Raw genomic sequence first — 26,735 nt, 5'->3', positions numbered from 1 at the left:
CATTGAACCACAATGCGCCGGCACGCGTTCGCCACCGCTTCAGTCGCCCGCGTGCGCCCCGAACCACGCCGCCGCGGAGAGGCTCAACTCGGCCAGCACCTCGGGCCCAAGCTCCGTGCCCGCCACCGTCACGCGCAAGCATTCGCCGCGTTCGGACGCCTCCGCGAGCGCGAGCAACGCGCCCAGCTCGCCCGCATAATCGACGATCGCATCGCGAATGGGGCGCGCAAGACCCAGCTTGTGGAGCGCCCGCTCGGGCGTCGCGCCAATCACCACGTGAGCGAGCGAAAAGATGCCGGTCATGAAGGCCTGGTCCGCGAAGTCTTCGTTCGACGGCTTGAGCCAGCGCGCCGCCAGTTCCATAAAGCGCGAGCGCGTGCCCGCCAGTTGCACGAGCGGGTCGGAACGCCAGGGCATGTCGCGCCCGTTCGCGTAGAGCAGCAGTTGCGCCCAGCGCGCAATCTGGCGCGTGCCCACAGCGATCACGGCCTCGCGCAGCGACGAGATGGGCCGCCCCAAACCGAACGCGCTCGAATTGACGAGCCGCAGCAACTGCACGACCACCGTGGGGTGGCGCTTGAGTTCGACTTCGAGCTCCGCGATGCCCGCGTCGCGCGCCACGAGCGCGAGTAGCCGCAGCAGCGCCTCGCGCGACGAGCGCACGCGGCGCGCACTCAGCACCTGCGGCCGCGCGAAGAAATACCCCTGGAACAGGTCGAAGCCGAGGTCGCGCGCCAGCTCGAAGTCCTCTTCCGTTTCCACCTTTTCGGCGAGCAGCGTCTTGCCTTCGCGGCGCAGCGCCGCGGCGAGCGCGGGCAGTGCGTCGCGGCCGGTCTCCAGAAAGTCCACCTTGACGATGTCCGCGTGAGGCAGCGCCGCGAGCACGCTCGGCGTCAGCGCGCAAACGTCGTCGAGCGCAATCAGAAAGCCGTTGCGGCGCAATTCGTCGACACGCCGGATCAGGCGCGCGTCGAACGTCACGGTTTCGAGAATCTCCAGCACGAAGCGGTCGGCCGACATCAGATGCACGATGTCGTCGAACAGCAGCTCGCGGCCAATGTTCACGTAGCCGCGATGCGAGCCGAGCACCGCCGACACGCCGATGCTGCCGATCGTACGCACCACGACCTGCGCCGTGGCGCGCGCCTCGTCGGTTACTTCCGCGTAGTTGTGAAGGCCCGAGCGGAACAGTAGTTCGTAGGCATGCAGCGCACCGCTGCGATCGAGAATCGGTTGACGGCCCACGTAGACGAACTGCGTGGAGACGGGCTCGGCAGTGGCGGCGCCCGCGGCCGCCTGGGCAACGCTGCAGCACGCGCTGGCGATACAGCCGTCGACGCGGCACTGCGTGGAGCCGCTATCGTCGGAGCCGCTACCGAAGCCGCTATCGGAGCCGGCAGCGGTGGCCGCTGCGTCGTCCACGCCGTCGGACGGACCGGCGGCCTCGGCCTGCTGACACGGTGCATCGCCCGCCGGGGCGCATGCGCATGGCGAAGGCGGCACGCTCGCGGTGTCCAGCGACGATGATTCAGACATGCTCAGGCTCTCCATCCAGTCTGCATACTGCCCTTACCGCCCTTGCAGCGGCCTTCACGGACCGCCCCGTCACGCGTCTGATAACGCCGGGACCCATGTGAGCCGGTGCGCATGCGTTCGGGCGCGCATGTGACCGGCAACAACCGCGCCACTTTAACCGAATCCATGCGGCACCGCACCGGGCGTATGGCGCATAGTCGCAGCGCCCCAAAATGTTTAAATCGAGTCTAAAGATTTATGCTCGCCGGTCGATAACCTGCTCTGATGGGCGGTGTCAACACGTGCCTCGGGTACGCCCCGGCTCCGCCTCGAAGCACATCACGCGCCCGCAGACCGGGCCGTGCGGGAAACAGGGTTGCCGACCATACATGGAAGCGAACAGGAACACCGCGCCACGCCAGAACATACTGAGCACGGTCGTCGAGCGCCTGCGTGCGCTCGTTCGGCGGCCCCACGGCCACGCCGCGAACCCAACCGATCAGCTGCGCGGTGCCGGGCAGGCCGGCCATACCCCGGGCGACCAGAGCGCCCGAAACAGCCAGAGCGATGACAACGGCGGCTACGAGAGCCACGGCGCCCCGGCGCGGGCACGGGACATAGCCGCGCTCCCCCCGGCGCCCAATCCGTTCGAACAGGCTGCCGGCGCCGTGGACTTCCTCGCCCAGGTGGACCGCGAACTGCGCTTCCTCTACATCTCCGACGCGAGCCTGCGCTTCGCCGGCTATCACCGCGAATACCTGGAGACGGCCACGCTGCACGACCTCGTGGCTGCGTCGGACATCGCCCGCGTCGATGCGCTGCTGGCGCGCGCAGCCCAAAGCGGTGTGGTGGAAAAAGACACACTCAATCTCGTCAAGTCGCTCACCTACCCCGTGGCCGTCGAGCTGCGCGTCGTGAAGAATCCGCACGACGGCGTGGACGGCTACGCCATTGCCGGCTTCGACGTTTCGGCCTGGCAGGCCACGCAGGTCCAGCTGACCCACGCGCTCAATCACGACAAGCTCACGGGCCTGCCCAACGTGACCGCGCTCGCGCCGGCGCTCGCCGCGGCGCAGCGCACCGCCGACGAGACCGGCCTGCCCGCCGCCCTGCTGCTGCTCGACGTGGACGACTATCAGCGCATCAACCGGGCGCTCGGCTACGACGCGGGCGACGCCATGCTCTGCGATACCGCGCGCCGGCTCACGCACCTCGTGGGCGAGCACGAAACCGTGGCCCGCGTAGGCAGCGACGAGTTCGCGATCCTGATTCCCTCGAACGCCATGCGTCCCGACGCGACGGCCGTCTCGCTGCACGCGGAGTCGCTCGCGCGGCGCATGCTGACCTCGATCCTGCAGCCGTACGCGTACCGCGACCAGCCCGTGCATCTGTCGGCGAGCATCGGCATCGCGCTCTACCCGGACGCCCGTCACGCCTCTGATACGCCGGACAGCCCCGGCACCGCCGCGGGCGACACGCGGCTGCAGCGCTGGGCGGACCAGGCGCTGCAGCAGGCCAAGGCCGCGGGCGGCAACACGCTCGCCTTCCACGTGCCCGACAACGACCCGAGCGACGCCCAGCGCCTCAAGCTCGAATCGGACCTTTACGACGGCGTGCGCAACGGCGAGTTCTCGCTGCACTTCCAGCCCATCACGAGCAGCCAGACGCGCGGCGTGGTGGGCGTGGAAGCGCTGATCCGCTGGCAGCATCCGGTGCACGGGCTCGTGCCGCCTTCGATGTTCATTCCGCTCGCCGAGTCGGTGGGGCTCATCAACTATCTCGGCAACTGGGTGCTGCGGGCCGCCTGCATGCAACTGATCCAGTGGGACGCCCAGGGCATCGCACTGCAATACGTGGCCGTGAATGTTTCCGCGCAGCAGTTCCGCAATCCGCGCTTCACCGACAGCGTGCGCGAAGCCATTCGCCTCACCGGGCTCGACCCGTGCCGGCTCGTGTTCGAGATTACGGAAAGCCTGCTCATGCACGACCCGGCGCACGCGAAGGTGCTGCTCGAGGAATTAACGGCTATCGGCATCCGTTTTGCCGTGGACGACTTCGGCACCGGCTACTCGAGCCTTGCGTACCTGCAACGGTTTCCCCTCGCCAAACTCAAGATCGACCGGAGCTTTGTCGAAAATCTGCTAACCTCGCGCAACGATCAGGCCATCGTCAACGCGGTGGTGGGGCTTGCGCGCACGCTGGACCTCGAACTCGTGGCCGAGGGCGTCGAGACCGAAGCCCAGCGCACGTTGCTGACCGAGATGGGCTGCGACCACATACAGGGATGGCTCGTGTGCAAGGCGCTGCCCTCCGACGAGCTCGCGCAGCGCTTCGAAGCGCGCGAACTCCATCTCCATGCGGCGGCCTGATGCGTGCAGCACATCTTATCGACGGCCGGCGACGGCGCCTCGTGGCGCAAGTGGCCGGACCAGGACTGGCAGGGTTTTCGCGGAATTGACATGGGGCAGACGGTAAAGGCGGCGGTACTCGACAGGCTGTGGGCGCGCATGAACGAGCGCGGCGACTTCCCGATGCTGTCGCAGTCGCTGCGCACGACAGTGGCGGCGATGGGCAACGACGACCTCGACTTCGCCGCACTCGTGCAGGTAGTGCTCTCCGATTTCGCGCTCACGCAGAAAGTGCTGCGCCTCGCCAACTCGGCCATGTACATGGCCTTCGGCGGCAACATCACCACCGTCACGCGCGCGCTGATGGTGCTCGGCATGGACGCCGTGGGCCACCTCGTGGTGGGCCTCAAGCTGGTCGATCACTTCCATCATTCCGCGCCGCGCCGCATCGACGCCAAGCTCGAACTGAACCGCACCATGCTTTCGGGCTGCGTCGCGCGCAAGCTCACCGAGCACGGCGACCTGCGCGTGGGCGAAGAAGCCGTGGTCTGCACGCTGATGCGCCAGGTGGGCAAGCTGCTCGTCGTGTTCTATCTGGAAGCGGAGTGGGACCAGATTCGCCGGCGCTGCAACGACGGCGCCGACGAGAACGAAGCGAGCGTTGCCGTGCTCGGCGTCACCTTCGACGAACTCGGGCTTGAAGCCGCCTCGCGCTGGCGCCTGCCCGAAACGATCCGCGCGGGCATGAGCCATTACGACCCGCACGCCGCCGACGAACCACGCTCCATCCAGTGGCTGCGCGCCGCCACCAACTATTCGACCGACGTGGCGAGCGTGCTGATCGCGCCCGACATCGACCCGCGCGAACGCGAAGCGCACATCACCGATCTCGCGCACCGCTACAGCCGCGCCCTCTCCACCGACCCCGAAGTGCTCGTGGAAATGAGCGTGGCGCTGGCCCGCGAGGAAGCCGGCGAAGGCGTGATGCGCGAAATCATGGAACTGCGGGCCAACGCCGATGCGATTGCCCGCGAAGCGCTCGACCCCGAAGCGCGCATTGCTGCCGGCGTCGCAGACCTGCGGGCCTTGCCGCCCGACAACTCGTTGCAGCCCGCGCTCGCACTGGCCTCCGAAACCGTGCTCGCCGGACTCGGCTTCACGCGCACGATCGTCTTCGTGCGACGCGGCTCGAACGCCTTCGAGGCGAAGTTCGGCTTCGGCCCAGGCGTGGAGCAGGCGCTGCCGAAGCTCGCCTTCGACGCCGCGTTCCAGCCGGACGTATTCCATCTCGCGATTGCGAACGCGGTGGGCATCTATATCGAGAACGCGCGCGATCCGAAGATGGTGACGCGGCTGCCGGCGTGGTTCCGCCACGCCTTCGACGACGCACGCGCGTTCGTGCTGTTGCCCGTGGCCGCCGAAGGCGGCGCGCCCGTTGCCCTGCTCTACGGCGACTGGTCCGACGCGCACGAGCCGCGCAAGATCACGCCGCAGGCCATGAGCGCGCTCAATGAACTGGCGCGCGAGCTAGGGCGGTTCTTCGTGTCGGTGCCGGCGCGGGAAATCGAGGTGCAATAGCGGCGGCGCGCGAGGGGTGCTGCTTGAAGTGCCGTTTGATGTGCCGTTTGATGGGCTATACGGCGCCGCGATTGCGGCGGCGCGCTTTCCTCTCAGTGACTCATTCCTTCCACGGATCGACCGATTAGTCTTCGATCCGCTCCAATCCTTCCGCTTCGGCATGATGGTCCGCCATGCCCGCCCATTCGCCGGCAGCAAGCGCCAGCGCGACGGCGTCGCGCGTCGTGAAAGGCGCAAGCTCCGCGCAGACGGCATCGACCTCGTCCCACGCCGCGCGCTCCAGCCGTTCCACCACCGTCAACAGACGCCCCAGCGGACCTGCGCGATGCAGAATGGCCTCGCGGATCGTGCGTGACATCGTGAGCGCGTCGAGCGTGCTTTCCAGCGTGCCGCCAAACACCGCATCGACGAACGAGAACACGCCCACGAGAAACGCCGCGTCGGCCTCGTCGCGGCCCGCATCGGGCAACTGACCCACCGCCAGCTCCATGAAACGCGCGCGCGTAGCGGCGAGTTGCAGGAGCGGATCGTCTTCGAGCGAGACCTTGCGGCCGTCGGCATAGAGCAGCAGCTGGGTCCAGCGCGCAATGCGATTCGTGCCCGTGGCGTTGATGGCCTCGCGCAACGTCGTGACCTTGTGGCCAAGACCGAATGCGCTCGAATTGGCGAGGCGCATCAGGTGCATGACGAGCACCGGGTTCAGCTTCAGTTCGGCTTCGAGCTGCGCGACCGTGGGGTCCGCTGACAGCAGCTTCAGCAGGTTGAGCAGCGCGTGACGCGGCGCGCTGGGCCGCCGCGTGCTGGACGCATGCGGCAGCGCGAAGAAATAGCCCTGGAAGCGGTCGAAGCCGAGGTCGCGCGCCAGTTCGAAGTCGGCCTGCGAATCCACGCCGAGCGCAATGAGCAGCTTGCCCGCGGACTTGAGCACGCTCGCGAATTTCGGCAATAGCGCGCGCGAAATGAGCCGCAGATCGATCTTGACCGCCTCCGCGTAGGGCAGCAGCTTCGCAAGCGTTTCGTCAGCCTGGGTCACCGCATCCAGCACGAAGCGATAGCGGCGCGCGTGCAGCGTGACGAGACGCGCGATGAGTTCGCTGTCCACTTCGATGTTGGGCGCGAGTTCGAACGTGAAGCGCTCGGGCGGAATGCGTTGCACCAGCTCGTCGAGCAGCATCGCGCGCGTTGCGTCGACATAACCCGCGTGGCCGGCGAGCGCACCGCGCACGTCGCGATGCGTGAGCGCCTCGATGAACGCGACCGCCGCGCGCCGTTCGCGGCGGGCGAGACGCAGCTCGGGGGTATCGTCATCGTCGTCGCTGTCGTCATGCTCGGGCGCGACAATGCGGCTCTTGAACTCGAACGCGCAGAGCATGCCGTCGCGATCGAGTATGGGCTGGCGCGCGAACTCCACTTCGTAGCCGCCGTGCTGCTTGCCCGGTTCGCGGCCCAGTTCGCGGCCCGATTCTTCGCCCGTCTCGGCCCCTGCCCTTGCGGCTGCTCTTGTCGTCATTGCGGTCCCCCGGGAAGCGCGTCGCGCCTTGGTGTTCGTGTGAGTCTTTGTGGTGGTGTGTGCGGCTTTTCTGTGTATCGCGGTGCTTGCGTGCTTGCTTCGATGCGGTGTGACACCGCTTGCGTGCGGGCCAGGTGTGAACCGTTTGCGGGCCGCGAAAACAAGGTCAAATTCTATCCTGGCGGGTTGGGTGCTGGCAGCGGATGGCTAGTGGTTTCGACCTGTTTTTCCATGCCGCTTTCGTCTCGTTACGTGCCTTCGATTCGCTTACGTTTGAGTGGATACATTGCGACATCACGTTCTGGATTACGGCACGGTGGGAGGGAGGTTGAGGGTGGGGATGGGTCTTTACGCGGTTGCAGGTCCAATGCGCCATACGCTTTCGTGTTCATCACAGTGTCTTCTTCAAAGGCATTGGATGAATGCCATGTAGAGCGCTACTTGCCATACAGAAAATACATCTGTGGTAGCGGCGGAATATCAAATTGTCATGTCGAATTGGGCGGCTGCTTTTCCTGCAGCAGTCCTGCCCGTATCTCTATGAATTGTTTTCCATCGCAGGAATAAAGCCTCGTGGGCCGTGTTCGCCCTGCAGCAACATCCACCCATGAGGAGATGATGAATGCGATCCCTTAGGCCATGGCCGCAGGCCGCGGCCCTTCTGCTGTTCACTGCGCTCCCTCAGATCGATCAGGCAGCGGGTCTGGTACCCGGGCCGGAGGCGGCCTATCTGAAGGAGAACGACGTCGCCATGACGAAGATGATGGACGCCATGACCGTCAATCCCACCGGCGACATCGACCGGGACTTCGTTGCGATGATGGCTCCGCACCATCAGGGCGCCATCGACATGGCGCAGGCCGAATTGCGCTACGGCAAGAACGAGCAGTTGCGCCGTATCGCGCAGGAGATCGTCGTCGAGCAACAGCAGGAAATCGTAGCGATGCGTATGGCGCTGGGGCAGACGCTTCCGCCATCGGTCCCGGCTCCTGACCAGATCGGCGCCACTCGCGCCGCGTCGACAGCAAGTGCTGCGCACAGCAATAGCGCAATGCACATGCAGATGAACCACTCAGGCCAGATGTCACCCACCAGGGAAAACTGATGAAACCTCGCTTTTTCCGGCTCGATACGCTCGCGGGCACAATCGCGCTTGCGCTGTCCACTGCCACATTCGCCGGCCAGGCACCCGGCGCAGCATCTGTGCCGGACGTGCCGGTAAGTCACCACGATCGCGTGTACGCGGCGGAGCAGTTTTCAAACACCGTCTCCGTAACCGACCCGGCCGACAACCGGCTGCTCGGCGTGATTCGCCTCGGCGACCCTTCGCCGGGTAATTTCAGTCCGCTCTATCGCGGCCAGGTGCTGGTGCACGGCATGGGCTTCTCGCCCGACCACAAAACGCTCGCTGTCGTGTCGATCGGGTCCAACTCCGTGTCGTTCATCGATACCGCAACAAATGCGGTCAAACACGTGACGTACGTAGGACGTTCGCCCCACGAAGCGTTCTTTACGCCGGATGGCAAGGAAGTCTGGGTTACGGTGCGCGGCGAGAACTACGTCGCGGTGCTCGACGGAAAGACATTCGAGGAAAAGACGAGGATCACGACCCCGGCCGGACCCGGCATGCAGATCTTCTCGCCCGACGGCAAGTACGGCTATGTCTGCTCGTCGTTCAACCCGGAAACAGACGTCGTATCGGTTGCGGATCATCAGATCGTCGCCAGGGTGAAGCAGGACAGCCCGTTTTGCCCGAACATCGCGGCGACGCCGGACGGCAAGCAGGTCTGGTTCACCCTCAAGGACGTGGGCCGCACGCAGGTATTCGAAGCAAAGCCGCCGTTCAGGCTGCTCAAGACACTCGACACGGGTCCCATTACGAACCACGTGAATATCGTCAGGAACGCCAACGGTATGTTCGCGTACGTGACGGTGGGTGGCCTCAATGAGGTGAAGGTCTTCCGGACCGACAACTACGCCCAGGTCGCGACGATTCCCGTCGGCAACCTGCCGCACGGGCTCTGGCCATCGGGCGATGGTTCGCGTATCTACGTGGGACTGGAAAACGGCGATGCCCTCGCCGCAATCGATACGACCACCAACAAGGTGATCGCGCAGGTGCCGATTGGTCAGGCGCCGCAAGCCGTAACCTATGTGCCCGACGCGGTGCCGGATGGCGACGGTACGCAGAATCTGCAACCGCTGGGCGTTGCGGGCAAGACGGCGCACATTCAAATGGTTTCGGCAGGTTCGAAAGCGCAATCGTCCGGGCAGTCGCCGACCAGCGTGGCGCTGTTCGACCAGGGACTGCTCCAGGTTCTGCAGGCCTCTGTGACCGGCCTCAACCCTAAACAGCCCTACGTTTTGGGTCTATCGAACAATCCAGACGGCAGCGGTGCGATCGAGAGCCTCGCAAACTTCATGACGAACCCGGCCGGCTCCGCCATCGTGAATGCCATAGGGCAGATCCGCCAGGTGGTTTCGGTCAACGATGCGCAAACGGACGGCACGCGACGCTATCTGGTGATCGCACCTCAGGTGGCGGGCCAGCCAGGACAGGTGGTGCAGGTACAGGCGCTTTGATTCCATTGGGTTACGAGGCTGCCCAAAGAAGCGGAACAAGATGTAATGGGAGGCGAAGCGCACCAAGGCCCTTCCCTCCCATGATTCGCGACCGCTTTGCGGTACCGACCTTCGTTGTCCCGGCTACCGGCAACGCTGAGCTTTCAGCGCCAAAGGCGATATTAGTCTTCGGCACCGCCGCCGCACGGCGATCAACTACTCGGGGTCAAGCAATGAAGTGAAAGTGAAAGACCCGTGCGCAGATTGAATATGCTCACGGCCTGAACGGTACAGCCGCGAAGGCGGCGCCGGCAAAGCAAGCCAGGGCGTAAAGCGGTCGAAGACGTCCGTTACCCGCGCACGAGCCGTGATTAGCTTGCCGAGCCAACGGACATCTGCGAAGGGTCCGTTAAGGGGTCCGCCAAGTGTCCGTCAAGCGCCATTCCCCAAAAAAACGGCCGCGTTCCCGCGGCCATCCTCACTGCTCTTCAACCAACAGGCAAACCCTACTTCACCACCACCTTCACATCAAAATACTTCCCCGCCAGCCGATCGATCGTCCCATCGGCCTTCAGCTCCTTGAGCGCGCCGTTCAGCGCATCTTTGAGCACCTTGTCGCCCTTGCGCACGCCAAATCCCACGCCCGCGCCCAGCAGCTTTTCGTCGCTCACGGGCGGTCCGGCGAACTCGAAGCCCGCGCCCTGCGGACGCTTGAGGAACCCCTTCGATGCCGCCTCGGCGTCCTGGAACGAAGCATCCAGCCGGCCTGCCGCGAGGTCCGCGTAGATCTGGTCCTGCGTCTGGTAAGGCACCACGTCCACGCCCGCGGGCGCCCAGCGCGCTTTCGCGTACGTTTCCTGGATCGTGCCTTGCAGCACGCCCACGTGCTTGCCCTTCAGCGACGCCGCCGTGGGCTGCAAGCCGCTGCCCTTCTTCGCGATCATCTGGTTGGGGATGGTGTAGATGGGATCGGTGAAGTCGATCGCCTGGCGCCGCTGGTCGGTGATCGTCATGTCCGAGTTGATCGCGTTGAACTTGCGTGCCTCCAACGCGGGAATCAGGCCGTCGAACGAATTCTCGACCCACACGCATTTGGCCTTCAGCTTCGCGCACACGGCATTGCCGACATCGACGTCGAAGCCTTGCAGGTCACCCGCCGGCGTCTTCGACTCGAACGGCGCATACGACGCCTCCAGGCCGAAGCGGATTTCCTTGATCTCGGCGGCCATCGCGCCGCTCGTTGCCAGTGCTGCCGCGCCGAACAACGCGCCGGCGGCCATACTCTTCCAGTTCAATTTCGAGTTCAATTTCATGAAGGCGCCCTTTGCGGGGTCAATGGATACGAAAACACAAACGGTTCGTGCGGCCGGAAGCGGCACGAGCTGACATCGGCCGATTCCGGTAGCGCAGCATCGCAACGACAAAATGTCCGCTCAAATACGGCACGCCATTGTGATGCGCCGCAACAGCGGCGAGCGCGTGATTCTACAGATGCGTGGTTCGTATCGGCGCCTGAGCCAGCAAAGGCGATGGCGCGGGTTTCATATCTGGCCGCCCGACTCAGCACTTCGAAGCGCGCAAGCACCGTCCCACGAAGATGCAATTTCGCGTCGCGCTCAGGCAAGGCTCTACAAGGTTTGTAGCGGCACGATCCGCGTGAGGGCGAACGAGATCGATCGACGCCCAGCGACTGAAGTCCGGCGATGAAGGTCCAGCAATAGAAATCGAGCCAAAGACGCGGACCGCCGAAGCCAATCGCCTCAACTCAGCGACGCCAGCGTCTCACGCGTCGTATCGATCACGAGCAACCCCGCGCGCAGCCCCGGTTTCACAGTGGGATTCGGAAACACGATGCGCTCTTCGTCGTGCCGCACCGCGTAGTGGTAATCGCCGTCGCGCGCGAGCAGCGTGCCCTTTTCGAACGGCGTGAAGTTGGGCACGTCGGGCGCGAGAAAGAGTTCGAACGCTTCGCTTTGCTTCGTGATCTGGTCGATCACGGTGAAGACGCGCGGCAGCGGTGCCGCAGCCTCGCCGGTCGTGTCACTCACCAGCCGTCGCAGCGCGAGGTCCGCGCCCGCGAAGCGCGTCAGATCGTTCGCACCGAAGGGCCGCACCTTGCCAAGTTCCAGCGTGCACGCTATCGCCCCGCAACGTTCGGCCGTGTAGTGCGAATAGGTCGCGCCCTTCGCCGTGTGAATGAGCACGGCGGCAATGCGCGCGTCGGCGAGCCATTCGAACATCGTGCGCGTGGGCGGCGCACCCGTGTAGGGCAGCAGCGCGAACTGCTCGAATACGGAGGCGCGAATCGCCGTGTGCATGTCGATGTGCCAGCGCGCGCCCGGTGCGGTGGGCGCATCGTCGAAGAAGCGGTTTGCTGCACGTTCGAGCGCGGCGGCGCGCGGCGCCTCGCGGCTTGCTTCAAGTTGCGCGTGGCGTCCGCTGAAGAGCCGGTTGAGGTCGTCGTCGAGATAGCGACACGAGGCGCGCATCGCCGCAATGTTGCCCAGCACGACGAGCAGGCGACACGCCAGCGCCGCGCGTCCCGCTGCAATGTCGCTGACGAACCGCGACAGCAGTTCGATGGGCGCAGTCTCGTCGCCATGCACGCCCGCCGAGGCGACGACGCTGCGCCCGCCGCTCGCGTTGTCAGCGGGTTCGAGTTGCAGCACGCCTTCGTCGTGCCAGCGCCAGCGCACGCCGTGCGCAGTGGCTCCCTGCGCTTCATGCGACGCGAGACGCCGGCCCGCCAGCGTGAACGCGAGGAAGTCTCCGAGCATCTCGGCCGGCGTGCCCCCGTGCGTGCTCAAGTGAAGCCTCCCGCCCGGCTCAGCGCTGGAAGTCATACAGCGAACCGAGACCGAGAATCTGCGTGAGTTCGTCGAGCGCCGTGCGCGATTCCACCAGCAGATGCGGGTCGGCCAGATCCGTGGGCGCAAGCTGGTCGCGATAGTGCCGTTCGATCCAGGCATCGAGCCGTCCGAACAGCGCGTCGTCGATCCATACGCCCGGCGCCACCGCCGCCCGCTCCGCTTCGTTGAGCACCACGCGCAGGCGCAGGCACGCGGGGCCTCCGCCATTCTTCATGCTCTCGCGCAGATCGAAAACCAGCACGTCATCAATGGGACCGCTGCCCGCGGCAAGACCATCCAGATACATCGCCACGCGCGCATTCTCGCGGCATTCCTGCGGCACGACGAGCACCTGGCGGCCGTCCGCGCGCGTGAGCAACTGGCTGTTGAACAGATACGACGACACGGCGTCTTCCACGCTCACCGCCGCTTCGGGTACCTCGATCACCTCGAACGGCGCAGCGAGTTTCGCGAGCTTCTCGCGCAGCGTGTCGTACACCTGCTGTTGCTCGACAAACGCGCGCTGATGGCAGAACAACGTGTGGCGGTTGCCCACGGCGATCACGTCGTTGTGGAACACGCCTGCGTCGATCACGTCCGGATTTTGCTGGGCGAAGACAGTCGCGTCTTCGTCTAGCCCGTGGCGATGCGCGACAGCGCGGCTCGCCTCGAAGCTCTGACGCGCCGGGTAACGCTTCGGCTCGCGCTCGCGCCGGTATTCGCTGCGGCCATAGACGAAAAACTCGACGCCGTGCGAGCCGTATTCGGCGCAAAAACGCGTATGGTTCGCCGCGCCCTCGTCGCCCAGCGCGGGCGTGCCCGGCAGCGCGTCGTGCACTTCGAAATGCGCCGGGTCCGCGAAAATGGCGCGCAGCGTGCGGCGCGTGGATTCGTGTTCGATGGCGCGATGCAGCTTGCTGCACAGGTTCGCGGGCGTGAAGTGCACGCGGCCGTCGTGCGTGTCAGCGGACGGGCTCACCGTCGCCGCGTTGGCGGTCCACATCGCCGACGCCGAGCTGGCGGCGGCGAGCAATTCGGGCGCGTCTTTCGCGGCGCGCGCCAGCATCGCGGCTTCGTTGCCCGAGAAACCCAGTTCGCGCAACAGGCGCACGGAGGGCCGCTCCTGCGGCGGCAACACGCCCTGCTGGAAGCCAAGGTCCGCGAGCTGCTTCATCTTGCGCAGGCCCTGCTTCGCGGCGGCCTTCGGGTTGGCCACGGACTTCTCGTTGTTCTTCGACGCCACGTTGCCGAACGAGAGCCCGGCGTAGTTGTGGGTGGGCCCCACGAGTCCGTCGAAATTCGCTTCAAAGGCTTGCATCGCGTCGATCCTCAGAAATGAAGGCCCGGCGAAACGCTCGCGGGCATGTGCAACTCGGCGCTTTCCACCGACGCCATCGGGTAGGCGCAGTAGTCCGCCGCGTAATACGCACTGGGCTGATGGTTGCCGGAGCGTCCGGTGCCGCCGAACGGCGCGGCACTCGAGGCGCCATTGGTCGGCCGGTTCCAGTTGACGATGCCCGCGCGAATCTGGCCGCGAAAACGCGCCCAGAGCGCTTCGTCGTCGGCGAGCAGGCCCGCCGAGAGACCGTAGGCGGTGTCGTTGGCGCGCTCCATCGCTTCGTCGAACGTCGCGTAGCGCACGATCTGTGCGAGCGGGCCGAAGTGCTCTTCGTCGGGCAGATCGCTCGCGTTCGTTACGTCGAGAATCGCGGGGTTCACGAAGCCGAGCGACGGGTCGCGCTGTTCCATCTTCAGCAGCACCTTGGCGCCGTTCGCGAGCAGATGCGTCTGCGCCTCCACGAGCCGCGCCGCGGCGCGCGCGGAGACCACGGCGCCCATGAACGGTTGCGGGTCGGCGTTGTACTCGCCCACTTCGATGCGCGAGGTTACGTCGCGAAAGCGTTCGACGAAGCGGTCGCCGAACGCATCGCGCGGCACGAGAATGCGGCGCGCGCACGTGCAGCGCTGCCCCGCCGAAAGAAACGCGGACTGAATGGTGTGATGCACGGCTGCATCGAGATCGGCCACGGGCGCCACCACGAGCGGATTGTTGCCGCCCATCTCCAGCGCGAGCACGATCTCGGGCCGCCCACCAAACTGGCGATGCAGCAGCGTGCCCGTGTTCGAGCTGCCCGTGAAGAACAGGCCGTCAATCTGCCGGTGATTCGCGAGCGCCACGCCGGTGTCCTTCTCGCCCTGCACGAGGTTGAGCACGCCCGCCGGCAAGCCCGCGGCCTGCCACACTTCGACCGTGGCCCGCGCCACATCGGGCGCGAGTTCCGAAGGCTTGAACACCACCGTATTGCCCGCGATCAGCGCCGGCACGATGTGCCCGTTCGGCAGATGCCCCGGGAAGTTGTACGGACCGAACACAGCCACGACGCCATGCGGACGATGCCGCAGCACGGCCACGCCGTCGGCCATCGGCGTGCGCTTTTCGCCGGTGCGCTCGTGGTAGGCCTGAATCGAGATCTCGACCTTGGCCGCCATGGACGCCACTTCCGTGCGCGCCTCCCAGAGCGGCTTGCCGGTTTCGCGGCCAATGGCTTCGGCCAGCGTTTCCTTGCGTTCGTTGATGAGCGCGGCGAACCGGCGCACGATCGCGCAACGCTCGTCGAGCGTCGTGTGCGACCACGCGGCGAACGCGCGGCGCGCGCTGCGCACGGCATAGTCCACGTCTTCGGCCGATGCGCTGCGGCCTTCCCACACGGTCTGTCCGGTGCCGGGGTTGCGCGAGGCGAAGGCGGGTCCGCTGGCGGCGGCCCATTCGCCGTCGATGAAAAGCTCGTTCATGGTCATCCCTGTTTCTGTTTGAGCGGCAGCACGCGCACGGGGTCGCCCGCGGCCACGCGCAGCGCGGCGGCTTCGTCGGGCGAGAGGCGGAACACGCCTTCTTCCACGACGCCCGGCGCGATGCCCACGCGAAAGTCGGCAAGCGACGTATTCGATACCAGCGAGCGGGCTTGCGCCGCTTCGCTCGAAGGCTCATGTGCCGCGACGATCTCCACCGGCACGACCACGCTTTCGCGCACCGTGCGCAGGTCGGCGATATGGCATTCGAGCACCGGACCTGCATCGAAGATGTCGACGTGGTTCTCGTAGCGCAGCCCTTCGGCTTCGAGCATGCGGCGCGCGGGCAGCGTGTCGCTGTGCGTGAGGCCCACGGCGCGTTGCGCCTCCTCGGGCAGCAGTTCGACGTAGACGGGATAACGCGGCATCAGCTCCGCAAGAAACGACTTGCGGCCGTGCGAACTCAGATAGTCCGCGGCGTTGAAGTCGATCTGATAGAAGTGCGAGCCCACCGCGCGCCAGAACGGCGAGGTGCCGTCCGCATCGAAATGGCCGCGCAATTCGGCGCAGATGCGTTGCGGAAAGCGCTCGCGAAACTGCGCGATGAACATGAAGCGCGAACGCGAAAGCAGCCCGCCCACACCGCTCGTGCGATAGCGCGGCGAGAGGAACAGCGAGCAGACTTCGGCGTAGCCCGTGAGGTCGTGCGAGATGTTGAGCGCGCGCATGCGCGTCCAGATGCCGAGGTCCTGGCTCGCGTGCACCACCGTGCTCACGCGGTAGTTGTAGAACGGCTGCTGCAGGCCCACGGCGGTTTCGATGCCGCACACGCCCGCCACGTCGCCCGTGGCCGTGTCTTCCATCACGAAGAAGTAGCCCTTCTCGTACGGCTCGGCGCGGTCTTCCATCGTGCGCAGAGCTCGCGCGATGCGCGCGGCGAGCGCCTCGCGGTCCGGCTTGAACGTGGTGAGGCCCGGCCCCGTTTCCTGGGCGAGCCCGACGAGCGCATCCACATCGCCCGTCTGCACGACGCGAACGACGATCATGGTGCGTCTCCCATCGGTTCGTCCCTGGTTGGGTAGGGGCCGCTGTCTTGTGTGTCTTGCGCATCTTCCGCGCCTTCTGCGTCGCGATGCAGGCGCACGCAGCGCACGGCGTCGCCTTCCTGCACGCCGAGTACCGCGCGCGCGGCGGCGGTGAGCGGTGCGTTTGCCTCCCCGCGGTGACGGCTCGTGCAGGCGTCGCCGCGGGTCGTGTGGCTGTGGGTCTCCACCGGCACGGGCAGTTCGGCCAGCACGCAGCGGAAGTCGTCGGCATGGTTGCGGGCCACGAGGTACGCTGCGGTGCTCGCCGACGCTTCACCGTCTTCGCGCACCGCACGCGTTTCGTTGCTGCGCACCGACGCCGTGCGATCCACCTGCGCCGTGAGTACGGGGCCGGCGTCGAAGATATCGACGAAGCGGTCCGTCTCGAAGCCTTCCTCCAGATGAATCTCCCACGCGAGCAGCGCCTTCTCGTCGGGCTCGCCCAGCACGCGCTGCGCCGCTTCAGGCAGCAGCGGCACATAGAGCGGATAGCTCGGCATGACTTCGGCGATGAAGGTGCGGCTGCGCCCGCCCGAGGCCACTTCGATCTCGCGGAAGTCGCGCCCGAAAAACTTGCGGCCCACGGCTTCCCAGAACGGCGAGACGCCCGATTCGTCCGTCACGCCGAGCAGCAGCGAGAAGACCTCGGGCGTGAAGCGCTTGCGGTTCGCCGCGATGTACATCATGCGGGCGCGCGACATCAAATGCGCCGCCGCCGTTGCCCGCAACGACGGCTCGATATAGAAGCCCGCCAGCCGGCTCCTGCCCGTCAGTTCGTGCGACATGGTGAGCGCGTGAATCTTGCGGTTCACGTGCAGTTCGCGCGACGCGTGAATCAGCGCGTCGTTGCGAAACGCGTAGAACGGCTCGGAGTAACCGGCCGCCGCCACGATGCTCGCCGTGCCGAGCAGGTGGCCCGTCTCGCTGTCTTCGAGCACGAACAGGTAGAACTCTTCGCCGGGGAAATCGACGTCGGCGCGAAACGAATCTTCGGAGAGCGCGATGCGCGCCTCCAGCGCCTGCCGGTCGTGCGGCAGCGAATGCAGCACCGGCTGCGCGGTGCGTGCCATGTGGGCGATCGCGTCCAGATCGGCCAGTCGCGCGGGGCGTACGAATAGCATCGTCGTTCCAGTAGGTGGATGAATGCGCGAAGCGCGCCGTTCGGCGTGCCGTTCAGCGCGCCGCGGCTTCGGCCGCAACGCTCGAAGCGGTGCCGACCACGTCTTCGATAGCCTGTTCGATGCGCGCGAAGCCTTCGTTCAGGTCGTCCATCGGCATGATGAGCGACGGCGCGAAGCGCAGCACGTCGGGGCCGGCAATCAGCATCATCACGCCGCGCTTCGCCGCAGCGGTGAGGAAGTCTTTCGCGCGGCCTTGCCACGCTTCGGTCAGTTCCGCGCCGATCAACAGACCCTTGCCGCGCACCTCGCGGAAGATGCCAAAGCGCGCGTTGAGCGCCGCGAGCTTCGCGCGAATCGCTTCGCCGCGCTCGTTCACGCCGGCGAGCACTGCGGGGTCGCTCACGATCTCCACCACCTTTTCCGCGATAGCCGCGCCGAGCGGATTGCCGCCGTACGTCGTGCCGTGCACGCCCACCTTGAAGTGCGCGGCGAGTTCGTTCGTGGTGAGCATCGCGCCGATCGGAAAGCCGTTGCCGAGCGCCTTCGCCGTGGTGAGGATGTCGGGCGTCACGCCCGTGCCCTGATACGCGTAGAAGTGGCCCGTGCGGCCCACGCCCGTTTGTACCTCGTCAAAAATCAGCACGGCGCCGTGCGCGTCGCACAGCTCGCGCAATGTGCGCAGAAACACGGGGTCGGCAGGAATCACGCCGCCCTCGCCCTGCACCGGCTCCACGATCACGGCGCACGTCTTCGCGCCGATCGCCTCTTTCACCGCCGCGATGTCGTTGTACGGCAGATGGCGAATACCCTCGGGCACCGGGCCGAAGCCCTCGGAATACTTGGGCTGGCCGCCCACGCTCACGGTGAAAAACGTGCGGCCATGAAACGACTGCGTGAAGGAAACGATCTCGTACTTGTCGGCGCCGAAGCGGTCGAACGCGACGCGGCGCGCGAGCTTGAGCGCGGCCTCGTTCGCCTCCGCGCCCGAGTTCGCGAAGAACGCGCGGTCGGCGAAGGTCAGCGCTTCGAGACGCTTCGCGAGGCGCAACACGGGCTCGTTGGTATAGCCGTTGCCGATGTGCCAGAGCTTGCCGCCCTGCTCGCGCAGCACGTCGAGCAGGGCCGGATGCGCGTGGCCGAGCGCCGTGACCGCGATGCCGCCAGCGAAGTCGATGTAGTCGCGGCCTTCGGTGTCCCACACGCGCGAGCCCTCGCCGCGGTCCGGCACGAAAGCCGCGGGCGAGAACACGGGCACCATCACTTCGTCGAAGGTCTGTCGGGTCACTGTCAGGTCGTTCATGGCCAATCCTGTGGGAAGTCGCGCGAGGCGCTAATGAAAGTAGTGTAGGAAACCCTGCCGGTACCGTCTTGCGTGAAGGCGACGCGTTCTATCGGGCTTGCCGTTCCTGCATGCCGCGATGCGCGATGCACCCTCAGCGCTCGAAGCCGTCTTCGTCGGGCCGTTCGATCAGCGCCGTGGCGCGCGGCTCGTCGGCCGTCAACCGGGTTGGCCGGCCGCCCTCGCCCGCCGCCCCGCCGTGCTGCTTTTCGATCCAGTTGCGCCGGTCCTCGCGCGGCGTCACGCCGAAGCGCTCGCGGTACGCGTTCGAAAAATGCGCCGCCGACGAAAACCCGCACGCGAGACTGATCTGCACCACCGACTTGCTCGTGCGCTGCAACTGCGTGCGCGCCTTGGCGAGCCGCAAGCCCAGGTAGTACTTCGACGGCATGGACCCGAGGTACTGCCGGAAAATCCGCTCCAGCTGCCGGCGCGATACGCCGACGAGATTCGCGATTTCGTCGGTGGTCAGCGGGTCTTCGATGTTCGCTTCCATGAGCAGCAGCGCGTCGTTCAGGCGCGGATGCCGCTCGCCGGGCGCCGTCACGAACGGAATGCGCTGACGCTCCTCGCCGCTGCGAATCGCGCCCGTGCCCATTGCATCGGCAATGCGCTCGGCCAGCTCCGGGCCGTGCTCGCGGCCGATCATCGCGAGCATGAAGTCGAGCGTGGCCTGGCCGCCCGCGCAGGTGGCGCGATCGCGGTCGATCTCGAAGATCTGCTGGGTGACGATGGAGCGCTCGAACTGCTCGGCGAATTGCTGGTAAGCCTCCCAGTTCACGCTCACGCGGTAGCCCGACAGTTGTCCGGCCATGGCGAGCCACCAGACGCCGTGATGAATGCCCGACACGAGCGGCGTGCGCTGCCCCACGCGCGCAAGGCTCGCGAGAAAGAGGCGATAGTCGGCGAACTGCTGAAAGCGCTCGCTCACGACGATCAGCCAGTCGCACGCGAGCGCGTCGCCGAACGCGGCGTCCGCGGCCCAGTGCGCGCCGCCCGCAAGCGGCACGGGCCGGCCGTCCCACGAGCATACCTGCCAGCGGTACAGCGCGCGGCCATCGATCTCGTTGGCGAGATTGAGCGTATCGACAATGGGCCCCACGCCCGACATCGACACGGGCGGCAAGGCGACGATGGCCACCTGCGTGGTGCGAGCGGGGCTGGACGTGCGGGCCATCGTGAAGTCAGCGCGAGTGCGGTGTGGAGTGGGAAAACAGCGATGGGGAATGCTGCTCAAAAGGCAACAGCGGCAACAGCGGCGACGGTGGTAACGGTGGTAACGGCCACCGCCGCGCGCCCTTACTTGAGGCTGCCCGACAGGAACTGCCGCAGACGCTCGCTCTTCGGCGCGCCGAGCACGTCGCCGGGCGTGCCCTCTTCTTCGGTGCGGCCCTGATGCAGAAACATCACGTGATTCGAGACGTTGCGCGCAAAGCCCATCTCATGCGTCACGACAATCATCGTGCGGCCTTCCTCGGCAAGCTTCTGCATCACCTTGAGCACTTCGCCGACGAGTTCGGGGTCAAGCGCCGACGTCGGCTCGTCGAACAGCATCACGTCCGGATGCATGGCCAGCGCCCGCGCAATCGCCACACGCTGCTGCTGGCCGCCCGAAAGATGCGACGGATACTGCTTCTCCACGCGCGGCGCGAGGCCCACTTTTTCGAGGTACTCGCGGGCGCGGTCTTCGGCTTCGCGGCGCGGCACGCCGAGCACGTGAATGGGCGCTTCCATCACGTTTTCCAGCACGTTCATGTGCGCCCAGAGGTTGAAGTGCTGAAACACCATGGCGAGCTTCGTGCGGATGCGCTGCAACTGCTTGTGGTCCGCCACTTCGAGGTTGCCGTAGCGGTCGGCCTTCGTGCGCACGGTCTCGCCGTCGACGACGATCTGCCCCGCGTTGGGCCGCTCCAGAAAATTGATGCAGCGCAGGAACGTGCTCTTGCCCGACCCGCTCGCGCCGATGATGCTGATCACGTCGCCCTTCTTCGCGTTGAGGGTGACGCCCTTGAGCACTTCGTTGTCGCCGTAGCGCTTGTGGATGTCCTGCGCGCTCAGCTTGCAGGTTTCGGTTTGCGTGGTTTGGGGCAAGATGCTCTCCCAGTCAGAATGCGGGCCGGCAGCCATATGGGCCGGCAGGGTCAACCCGTTGACTCACTGCTTCGGTGTCTTGAATCTCAGTGCCGCCGCACGGCGAGATAGCCGAGCCAGCGGCGTTCGGCGCGGCGAAACGCCGCCACGAGCGCGAACGATACGGCGCAGTAGATCAAGGCCGCGAGCCCGAACGACTCGAACGAGGCGTAAGTGGCGGAGTTCGCATCGCGCGCCACCTTGAGCACGTCCGGCACGGTGGCCGTGAACGCAACGGTGGTGGCATGCAGCATCAGGATCACCTCGTTACTGTACAGCGGCAGGGCGCGGCGCAGCGCGGACGGTAACACAATCCTCCGGTACATCGTGAGCCACGTCATGCCGTAGGCGCGCGCCGCTTCCACCTCGCCGTGCGAGGTGGCGCGAATGGCGCCCGCGAAGATCTCGGTCGTATAGGCACAGGTGTTCAGCGCGAACGCGAGAATGGCGCAGTGAAAGCCGCTGCGAAAGAACGCGTCGAGCACGGTGTGCGAGCGCACGAACTCGAGGCTGTAGAGCCCCGAGTAGATGAGCAGCAGTTGCACGTAGAGCGGCGTGCCGCGAAACACGTACGTGTAAAAGCGCACCGGCGTGGAGATCCAGCGCTTTTTCGAGACGCGCGCCACGGCGAGCGGCACGGCCATCACGAAGCCGATGCCCACCGAAGCCACCAGCAGCCACAGCGTCACGGCAAGACCGGAGAGGCGCTGCCCGTCCCAGTAGAGAAACGCGCGCCCGAATTGCGTGAGGATTTCGATCATGGTCGCCTGAGCCTTTACAGTTCCGCGTGCCGCACGCCGGTCGAATAACGGCGTTCCAGCCACAGCAGCACGACGTTCGAAACCGTCGTGATGGCGAGATAGATGAGCGCCGCCACGAGAATGAAGAAGAACATGTTGAAGGTGCTCTTGCCCGCGTCCTGCGCGGCCTTCACGACGTCGGCGAGCCCGATGATGGAGACGAGCGCCGTGGCCTTCACGAGCACCTGCCAGTTGTTGCCGATGCCGGGCAGCGCGAAACGCATCATCTGTGGAAAGAGGATGCGCGCGAACACGCGCGCGCCGCTCATGCCGTAGGCGTAGCCCGCTTCGAGCTGGCCGCGCGGCACGGCGAGAAAGGCGCCGCGGAAGGTCTCGGTGAAGTACGCGCCGTAGATGAAGCCGAGCGTGAGCACGCCGGCCACGAACGGGTCGATGTCGATCTGGTCCCAGCCGAGCAGGTCCGTCACGTTGTTCACCGCAATCTGGATGCTGTAGAAGAGCAACAGCATCAGCACGAGGTCGGGCACCGAGCGGATCAGCGTGGTGTAGGCCGTGCCGGCCGCGGCGAGCGGCCGGTTCGACGAGAGCTTCGCCGCGGCGCCCACGAGGCCGAGCAACACGGCCGCAGCGAGCGAGAGCACGGAAAGCTCGATGGTCTGGACCGTGCCGGCAAGAAGTATCGGGCCGAAGCCGTACAGGAACACTGGGTTGTCTCCGTGGGTATTTTGTTCGGGGCGGGTTGCGTAGGTCGAGCCTCGCAGGCCGGGCCTCGCAGGCCGGGCCACGCAGGCCGGGCCACGCAGGCCGTGTAGGCCTTGCCGCAACGGGCCACCGTGCTGCATGGCGCGGATACTCGCAAGCGAAAATGAATTGCTCAATCGGACGCGGTTGCGATGCTGCAACGCAATAAGTTCGCGTGACGCGATGGCGGCTCGCCAGGCCGCGCCACGGCGGGCTTCACCGCGCCGTCAAGCGACTGCAGCCATTGTCGGCGCGCCGCAAATTCGCAAGTTTGCGGTCGCTTTTTCGATAGACCGGCAACGGGTGCGAGCCCACCGGAGGGCCCGCGCCGCCTTGTGTTCTTCCGGTTTCCTGGCCCGCTTGCTTTCCGGCTTCGGCCTCAGCCGTCCAGCCCCAGCCGCGCGCGGATGGCCGGCATCATGTAGGCCACAGCGGCTTTGCCCTCTTCGATGGCAGGCGCCGCGCGGTGAAAATCGAAGATGCCCATGCCGCCCAGGCGCGGCTGGATCATGATGTCCGCGGGCTCGCCCGCAAGGCGGCTGCGCGTGATGCGCACCTGCATGATGTCGATGCTCTGCGCAATGGAGTTGAGCAGCGACGGCACGCGTGCGCCCGGCGCGGGCCGCACGCGCACATCAGTAGTCTGCGGCCCGGGCTGGAGCCAGCGCGGAAACGGCTTGCCGTTGCGGCGCAGCGCGACGGGCGGCGGCGCGTCGGGGTCGGGCACGGGCGTGTCGTCCACGGCGCCGCCCAGATCGCGGCCATTGAGGATGTCGTGATTGAGATCCACGCCGATCACGCAGTCGGCGCGCAGCGCGCGCGCCGCCGAAACCGGCACCGGATTCGAGAGCCCGCCGTCCACGAGCCAGGCGCCGTCATGCCAGATCGGCGTGAAGATGCCCGGAATCGCAATGGAAGCGCGCACCGCGTCCACCACGCTGCCCTCCTGGAGCCACACCTCGCGGCCCGTATCGAGTTCGGTGGCCACGGCCGTGAACGGCATCTTCAACTCGCCGATCAGACAGCCGTCGAAGCGGTTGGCGAAGAGATTGATGAGCTTGCGGCCGCCCAGCAGGCCGCCACCCGTGAAGCGCGGGTCGAGCAGGCGCACCACGGCCTGCCACGTGAGCCGGCCCACCCATTCTTCGAGCCAGTCGAGGTCGCCGTTCGCGTACACGGCGCCCACCAGTGCGCCAATCGACGTGCCGCACACGACGTCGGGCTTGATGCCTGCCTCGTGCAGCGCGCGGATCACGCCAATATGAGCCCAGCCGCGTGCGGCGCCGCCGCCGAGCACGAGCGCGATGCGCGGAGGTCGAATTCTGCGTTGCATGAGTCTGTGTGGTCCTCTTCGATCAGGCGTAGGTCGCGGGTCTATCCCCACATGTCGCCGGTACGCTGCCAGTATCGCTAATGTCCGCGGATGATGTCGGAACGCGAGGTGGTCGAGACGCGGCCATCGGGCCCGAAGTGCACGTTGAAGAACGCTTCTTCGTTGACCCCGCCTTCACGCCACTTCCAGCTCCACACCGTTTCGGGCTTGAGCGGATACACCGCGATCTCGCCGGGCTTGCCGAGCAGGCGGCGCACTTCGTCCTCGCTCATGCCGGGGCGAATCTTCGCGAAGTTTTCGGCCGTGAGCACCTGCGTGATGGCGCTGAGCTTGCCGTCCCGATCGATATCGACCATGTAGGTGTTGAGCCCTTGCGGGCCGCGCGGATATTCGAGGCGCTTCGAGCCGTCGGTAAACACGCGTTCGGTCTCGGGCCGGCCCATCTGGTCGCGCACCTGCTCTTCAGTGGAAACGCCGGGCGTGAGGCCGCGCAGCAACAGGAAGTCGGGCTTGATGGCGTTGAAGATTGCTTTGAGTTTCTGCACGAGCCGGTCGCCTTCGCGGCTATCGCAGCCGCCTAGCGTGACGCTGGCGGCCAGCGCGGTCATGAGCATCACGCGCGCGAACCACCTGCGAGGGTGTGGGTTGAACATGGTCGAATGCATGCACGAACGGGCGTGCGCCAAACGCAATGTCCGACAGCATAACCGTGTGCGGGGGAAAACAGCGAGAAGGGACGAAGGAGGGACAAAGAAGCGACGAAGAAGCGACGAACGCTTCAGGCTCGCGACATGCGCGAACCGGGCGGCGGAAAGCGGATGAGCGCAGATGACGCACACGGTCGGAGGCGAATGCCTCCGACCTGCGCGCCATCCCCGTGATTGATGGGCCGTCTCACGCGGCTTGCTGGTCCCTCGACTATTCGGTGTGTCTCGGTGCCCCACAATCTAGACTCAACACCGGCATTTATCGAGACCGCGTTTACACCAATTTCGCGCATCACCCGCGTACACGCGTGCATGCGGACACACACGCCGGCCACCGGCCGTTCGACACTCAGATCACGAAAAAACCATGTGTGCCGTCGCGCGCGAGTTGCGCGACGAGCCCGCACTCCCATTCGAGGTAGGCGTTCATCGTGTCGCGCGACACGTCGGTGCCTTCATAAGGACGGTGGTAATGGTCGATGCGCGGCGAAGCGAGCCGCGTCTCGCGCGCTTCCACCGGCAGATCCGCGTCGATCCACGCAGCCGTGCCGCCCGCGAGCACGTGCACGGGCTTGCCGTCCACGAGCGCCGCGAGTTCCGGCGCGGCGAAGCGCGCAAGCGTACTGGTGCCGCACGTGAGCACGTAGCGGCGCGCCTGCGGCAGCTGATGCACGGCATCGGCCAGCAGCGAGCGAATGGCGAACCAGGCGCCCGGAATGTGGCGCTTCACGTAGTTCGTACTCGTGGTCAGATCGATCACGACGGTGCCCGGCTCGTGTAACCACGACGCGAGTTCCGCGGGGGTCACCTCCTGAGCGACGGGGGCCGCGAGTGCATCGCGCACGGCGGTGGTGGGTCCCTCCTCGCTGAAATCGCCGCGCGTGAGGCCGTCGGCCACATAGACCTCCACGCCCATCTGCGCGAGCCACGACGCGGTCATGTTCGCGCGCACGCCGTCGTTGTCCGCAAGAATCACGCGCGCGCCGCGCACGGGCGCGAACGTGTCGGTCTCCTGCACGAGCTGCCCGCCGGGTGCATGGCGAAAGCCGGGCACGTGGCCCGCTTCGTACTCCTCCTGCGAGCGCACGTCGAAGCGATAGATCGTCCGCACGCGCTCGTCGGCCCAGCGGCGTGCCTCGTCGCGCGTCGTGCGGCCCACCCGGGCGCGGTCCGCGAGGGCGCGGGCGTGGTCCGCGGCTTCGAGGCGCAGCACGTCGTCGAGCGCTGCGTCATAGCGGCGCGCGCTGCCATGCGCGAGCGGCTGCCCCGCCAGGCTCCAGCCGATGGTGCCGTTGCGCAGCGCGCTGACTGGATTCGGCACGCGGGCGTTAATCAGCGACTGCGCACCGATGATGCTGCGCGTGCGGCCCGCGCAGTTGACCACGATGTGCGTCGTAGGATCGCGCGCAATCTGCCGCGCGCGCAGCACGAGTTCCGCACCGGGCACGCTGATGCTGCCCGGAATGTTCATGAGCTGGTATTCGTCGAAGCGGCGCGCGTCGAGTACGACGACGTTCTCTTCGCGGTCGAGCATGGCCTGCAGGGTGCGCGCATCGAGCGACGGCGTGCGGCGCTCCGTGCCCACGAGTTCGCCGAACGCCTTGCTCGGCACGTTGACGTCGCGAAAAAGTTCGCCGCCGGCGGCGGTCCAGCCCTTCAGGCCGCCTTCGAACAGCGCTACGTCGGTATAGCCGAGTTCGACGAAACGCTGCGCAGCGCGCGCGGCAAGTCCTTCGCCGCTGTCGAGCACGACGATGGGGACCGAGCGGCGCGGCAGGCGCACGGGTGCGTCGAGTTCGAGCCTCGACAACGGCAGATTGGCAGCGAAAAGCGGGTGGCCCTGTGCGTGCGGATGCTCCTCGCGCACGTCGAGCAACGCAATTTCGCGTCGTTCGATCAGTGTGCGGCGCACGTCCTGAAAAGAACGGGTGTTGAATCGGGTCATGACGCGGAAAGCTCCTTCGAAATGTTCCAGAGAGTCGGCAACACGTGCTTCGAAATAGCGGGAAACAAGGGTTCGGTCTGGCGTCTTGCCTCGGCCCGCCCAGCGGCACGGGCGCGGTACTGAGCAAGACACCGGCGAAACCCGCCGCGGCGACGTATGCACCATCAGCGTGAATGCGGACCGTGCGCGGTCACCCCAGAGCGTCGAACAGCCCTGTTCAGGCGTCGTATGTCACCGATGCGAGGCATTCAAGCATCGACCATGCCTGTTTAAAGGCGTTTTTGCGCACCGCTTTCGCGCGCGGTCCACACAGCGGCGCGGGGTCCGTGTGCGATAGGCCGTCGCAATTTCCGCACCGCACAGCGCGGCGTGCGCAATGAGCTGCGCGCCGATATCGTTCCGGATCGCACGTCGTGTTTCA

General features: G+C 66.2%; 20 protein-coding genes. 4 read left to right on the top strand and 16 right to left on the bottom strand.

Features of this window, described 5'->3' with window-relative positions:
- Positions 1-39 precede the first annotated feature (39 nt).
- On the bottom strand, positions 40-1,536 hold the full coding sequence (locus PKKP23_RS06125; RefSeq protein WP_126876215.1) for an EAL and HDOD domain-containing protein: 1,497 nt from the start codon (positions 1,534-1,536) through the stop codon (positions 40-42).
- Between the two features lie 368 nt (positions 1,537-1,904).
- Here PKKP23_RS06125 and PKKP23_RS06120 point away from each other — a divergent pair, with 368 nt between their 5' ends.
- Entirely contained in the window at positions 1,905-3,884 is a 1,980-nt protein-coding gene (locus PKKP23_RS06120) for a putative bifunctional diguanylate cyclase/phosphodiesterase (protein WP_126876214.1), read from the top strand.
- A gap of 90 nt (positions 3,885-3,974) precedes the next feature.
- A complete protein-coding gene (locus PKKP23_RS06115) occupies positions 3,975-5,441 on the top strand; it encodes an HDOD domain-containing protein (protein WP_126876213.1) in 1,467 nt (488 codons plus the stop codon).
- Between the two features lie 124 nt (positions 5,442-5,565).
- Here the strand turns inward: PKKP23_RS06115 and PKKP23_RS06110 are convergent, their stop codons facing one another.
- Complete coding sequence (locus tag PKKP23_RS06110) at positions 5,566-6,813, bottom strand: EAL and HDOD domain-containing protein (RefSeq protein ID WP_240658795.1); 1,248 nt, start codon at positions 6,811-6,813, stop codon at positions 5,566-5,568.
- Between the two features lie 760 nt (positions 6,814-7,573).
- On the opposite strand from PKKP23_RS06110, the gene PKKP23_RS06105 reads away from it, so the two are divergent.
- On the top strand, positions 7,574-8,056 hold the full coding sequence (locus PKKP23_RS06105) for a DUF305 domain-containing protein (protein ID WP_126876212.1): 483 nt from the start codon (positions 7,574-7,576) through the stop codon (positions 8,054-8,056).
- Positions 8,056-9,534 carry a YncE family protein gene (locus tag PKKP23_RS06100; RefSeq protein ID WP_126876211.1) on the top strand — a complete coding sequence of 493 codons (1,479 nt, stop codon included), beginning with the start codon at positions 8,056-8,058 and terminating at the stop codon, positions 9,532-9,534. Before PKKP23_RS06105 ends, PKKP23_RS06100 begins: the two co-directional genes overlap by 1 nt.
- 485 nt (positions 9,535-10,019) lie before the next feature.
- Here the strand turns inward: PKKP23_RS06100 and PKKP23_RS06095 are convergent, their stop codons facing one another.
- From PKKP23_RS06095 to PKKP23_RS06030, 14 genes are all read right to left on the bottom strand, one after another.
- Complete coding sequence (locus PKKP23_RS06095; RefSeq protein ID WP_026121793.1) at positions 10,020-10,826, bottom strand: ABC transporter substrate-binding protein; 807 nt, start codon at positions 10,824-10,826, stop codon at positions 10,020-10,022.
- A gap of 447 nt (positions 10,827-11,273) precedes the next feature.
- The gene (gene astE, locus PKKP23_RS06090; protein WP_420873194.1) at positions 11,274-12,356 is read right to left on the bottom strand and encodes a succinylglutamate desuccinylase; all 1,083 of its coding nucleotides are present in this window, start codon (positions 12,354-12,356) and stop codon (positions 11,274-11,276) included.
- Positions 12,340-13,680, bottom strand: a complete 1,341-nt coding sequence (gene astB, locus PKKP23_RS06085) for an N-succinylarginine dihydrolase (RefSeq protein WP_126876210.1) — start codon at positions 13,678-13,680, stop codon at positions 12,340-12,342. The genes astE and astB overlap by 17 nt, the downstream gene beginning before the upstream one ends.
- An 11-nt stretch (positions 13,681-13,691) precedes the next feature.
- Positions 13,692-15,155 (bottom strand): succinylglutamate-semialdehyde dehydrogenase, encoded by a 1,464-nt coding sequence (gene astD, locus PKKP23_RS06080; RefSeq protein WP_126876209.1) that lies wholly within the window; start codon positions 15,153-15,155, stop codon positions 13,692-13,694.
- A 2-nt stretch (positions 15,156-15,157) separates the two neighbouring features.
- A complete protein-coding gene (astA, locus tag PKKP23_RS06075) occupies positions 15,158-16,198 on the bottom strand; it encodes an arginine N-succinyltransferase (protein ID WP_126876208.1) in 1,041 nt (346 codons plus the stop codon).
- The gene (aruF, locus tag PKKP23_RS06070; protein ID WP_126876207.1) at positions 16,195-17,358 is read right to left on the bottom strand and encodes an arginine/ornithine succinyltransferase subunit alpha; all 1,164 of its coding nucleotides are present in this window, start codon (positions 17,356-17,358) and stop codon (positions 16,195-16,197) included. Before aruF ends, astA begins: the two co-directional genes overlap by 4 nt.
- Before the next feature lie 52 nt (positions 17,359-17,410).
- Complete coding sequence (locus tag PKKP23_RS06065) at positions 17,411-18,658, bottom strand: aspartate aminotransferase family protein (protein ID WP_126876206.1); 1,248 nt, start codon at positions 18,656-18,658, stop codon at positions 17,411-17,413.
- Between the two features lie 133 nt (positions 18,659-18,791).
- Positions 18,792-19,874, bottom strand: coding sequence for a GlxA family transcriptional regulator (locus PKKP23_RS06060; RefSeq protein WP_126876205.1), 1,083 nt, complete (start codon positions 19,872-19,874; stop codon positions 18,792-18,794).
- 122 nt (positions 19,875-19,996) lie between these two features.
- Complete coding sequence (locus PKKP23_RS06055) at positions 19,997-20,788, bottom strand: ABC transporter ATP-binding protein (RefSeq protein ID WP_126876204.1); 792 nt, start codon at positions 20,786-20,788, stop codon at positions 19,997-19,999.
- 86 nt (positions 20,789-20,874) lie between these two features.
- Positions 20,875-21,588 (bottom strand): ABC transporter permease, encoded by a 714-nt coding sequence (locus PKKP23_RS06050; RefSeq protein ID WP_126876203.1) that lies wholly within the window; start codon positions 21,586-21,588, stop codon positions 20,875-20,877.
- A 14-nt stretch (positions 21,589-21,602) separates the two neighbouring features.
- Positions 21,603-22,292, bottom strand: coding sequence for an ABC transporter permease (locus tag PKKP23_RS06045; protein WP_017776463.1), 690 nt, complete (start codon positions 22,290-22,292; stop codon positions 21,603-21,605).
- A gap of 416 nt (positions 22,293-22,708) precedes the next feature.
- On the bottom strand, positions 22,709-23,662 hold the full coding sequence (locus PKKP23_RS06040; protein WP_017776462.1) for a patatin-like phospholipase family protein: 954 nt from the start codon (positions 23,660-23,662) through the stop codon (positions 22,709-22,711).
- Positions 23,663-23,739: 77 nt separating this feature from the next.
- Positions 23,740-24,315, bottom strand: a complete 576-nt coding sequence (locus PKKP23_RS06035) for an outer membrane protein assembly factor BamE domain-containing protein (protein WP_126876202.1) — start codon at positions 24,313-24,315, stop codon at positions 23,740-23,742.
- A gap of 403 nt (positions 24,316-24,718) precedes the next feature.
- Entirely contained in the window at positions 24,719-26,314 is a 1,596-nt protein-coding gene (locus PKKP23_RS06030; protein WP_126876201.1) for a rhodanese homology domain-containing protein, read from the bottom strand.
- Positions 26,315-26,735: the final 421 nt, after the last annotated feature.

Source organism: Paraburkholderia kururiensis JCM 10599 = LMG 19447 (genome assembly GCF_003986935.1).
Lineage (GTDB): Bacteria > Pseudomonadota > Gammaproteobacteria > Burkholderiales > Burkholderiaceae > Paraburkholderia > Paraburkholderia kururiensis.
Note: the sequence above shows the minus strand (reverse complement) of the source record. Positions and strands in the feature narration are given on the sequence as shown.

Excerpts from the sequence above, each read along its gene's own strand:
- PKKP23_RS06120 (WP_126876214.1), top strand. The coding sequence starts at position 1,905 with ATGGAAGCGAACAGGAACACCGCGCCACGCCAGAACATACTGAGCACG.
- PKKP23_RS06115 (WP_126876213.1), top strand. The coding sequence starts at position 3,975 with ATGGGGCAGACGGTAAAGGCGGCGGTACTCGACAGGCTGTGGGCGCGC.
- PKKP23_RS06110 (WP_240658795.1), bottom strand. The coding sequence starts at position 6,813 with ATGCTCTGCGCGTTCGAGTTCAAGAGCCGCATTGTCGCGCCCGAGCAT.
- astE (WP_420873194.1), bottom strand. The coding sequence starts at position 12,356 with ATGACTTCCAGCGCTGAGCCGGGCGGGAGGCTTCACTTGAGCACGCAC.
- astA (WP_126876208.1), bottom strand. The coding sequence starts at position 16,198 with ATGATCGTCGTTCGCGTCGTGCAGACGGGCGATGTGGATGCGCTCGTC.
- PKKP23_RS06105 (WP_126876212.1), top strand. The coding sequence starts at position 7,574 with ATGCGATCCCTTAGGCCATGGCCGCAGGCCGCGGCCCTTCTGCTGTTC.
- PKKP23_RS06030 (WP_126876201.1), bottom strand. The coding sequence starts at position 26,314 with ATGACCCGATTCAACACCCGTTCTTTTCAGGACGTGCGCCGCACACTG.
- aruF (WP_126876207.1), bottom strand. The coding sequence starts at position 17,358 with ATGCTATTCGTACGCCCCGCGCGACTGGCCGATCTGGACGCGATCGCC.
- PKKP23_RS06125 (WP_126876215.1), bottom strand. The coding sequence starts at position 1,536 with ATGTCTGAATCATCGTCGCTGGACACCGCGAGCGTGCCGCCTTCGCCA.
- PKKP23_RS06060 (WP_126876205.1), bottom strand. The coding sequence starts at position 19,874 with ATGGCCCGCACGTCCAGCCCCGCTCGCACCACGCAGGTGGCCATCGTC.
- PKKP23_RS06095 (WP_026121793.1), bottom strand. The coding sequence starts at position 10,826 with ATGAAATTGAACTCGAAATTGAACTGGAAGAGTATGGCCGCCGGCGCG.
- astB (WP_126876210.1), bottom strand. The coding sequence starts at position 13,680 with ATGCAAGCCTTTGAAGCGAATTTCGACGGACTCGTGGGGCCCACCCAC.
- PKKP23_RS06050 (WP_126876203.1), bottom strand. The coding sequence starts at position 21,588 with ATGATCGAAATCCTCACGCAATTCGGGCGCGCGTTTCTCTACTGGGAC.
- PKKP23_RS06065 (WP_126876206.1), bottom strand. The coding sequence starts at position 18,658 with ATGAACGACCTGACAGTGACCCGACAGACCTTCGACGAAGTGATGGTG.
- astD (WP_126876209.1), bottom strand. The coding sequence starts at position 15,155 with ATGAACGAGCTTTTCATCGACGGCGAATGGGCCGCCGCCAGCGGACCC.
- PKKP23_RS06040 (WP_017776462.1), bottom strand. The coding sequence starts at position 23,662 with ATGCAACGCAGAATTCGACCTCCGCGCATCGCGCTCGTGCTCGGCGGC.
- PKKP23_RS06100 (WP_126876211.1), top strand. The coding sequence starts at position 8,056 with ATGAAACCTCGCTTTTTCCGGCTCGATACGCTCGCGGGCACAATCGCG.
- PKKP23_RS06035 (WP_126876202.1), bottom strand. The coding sequence starts at position 24,315 with ATGTTCAACCCACACCCTCGCAGGTGGTTCGCGCGCGTGATGCTCATG.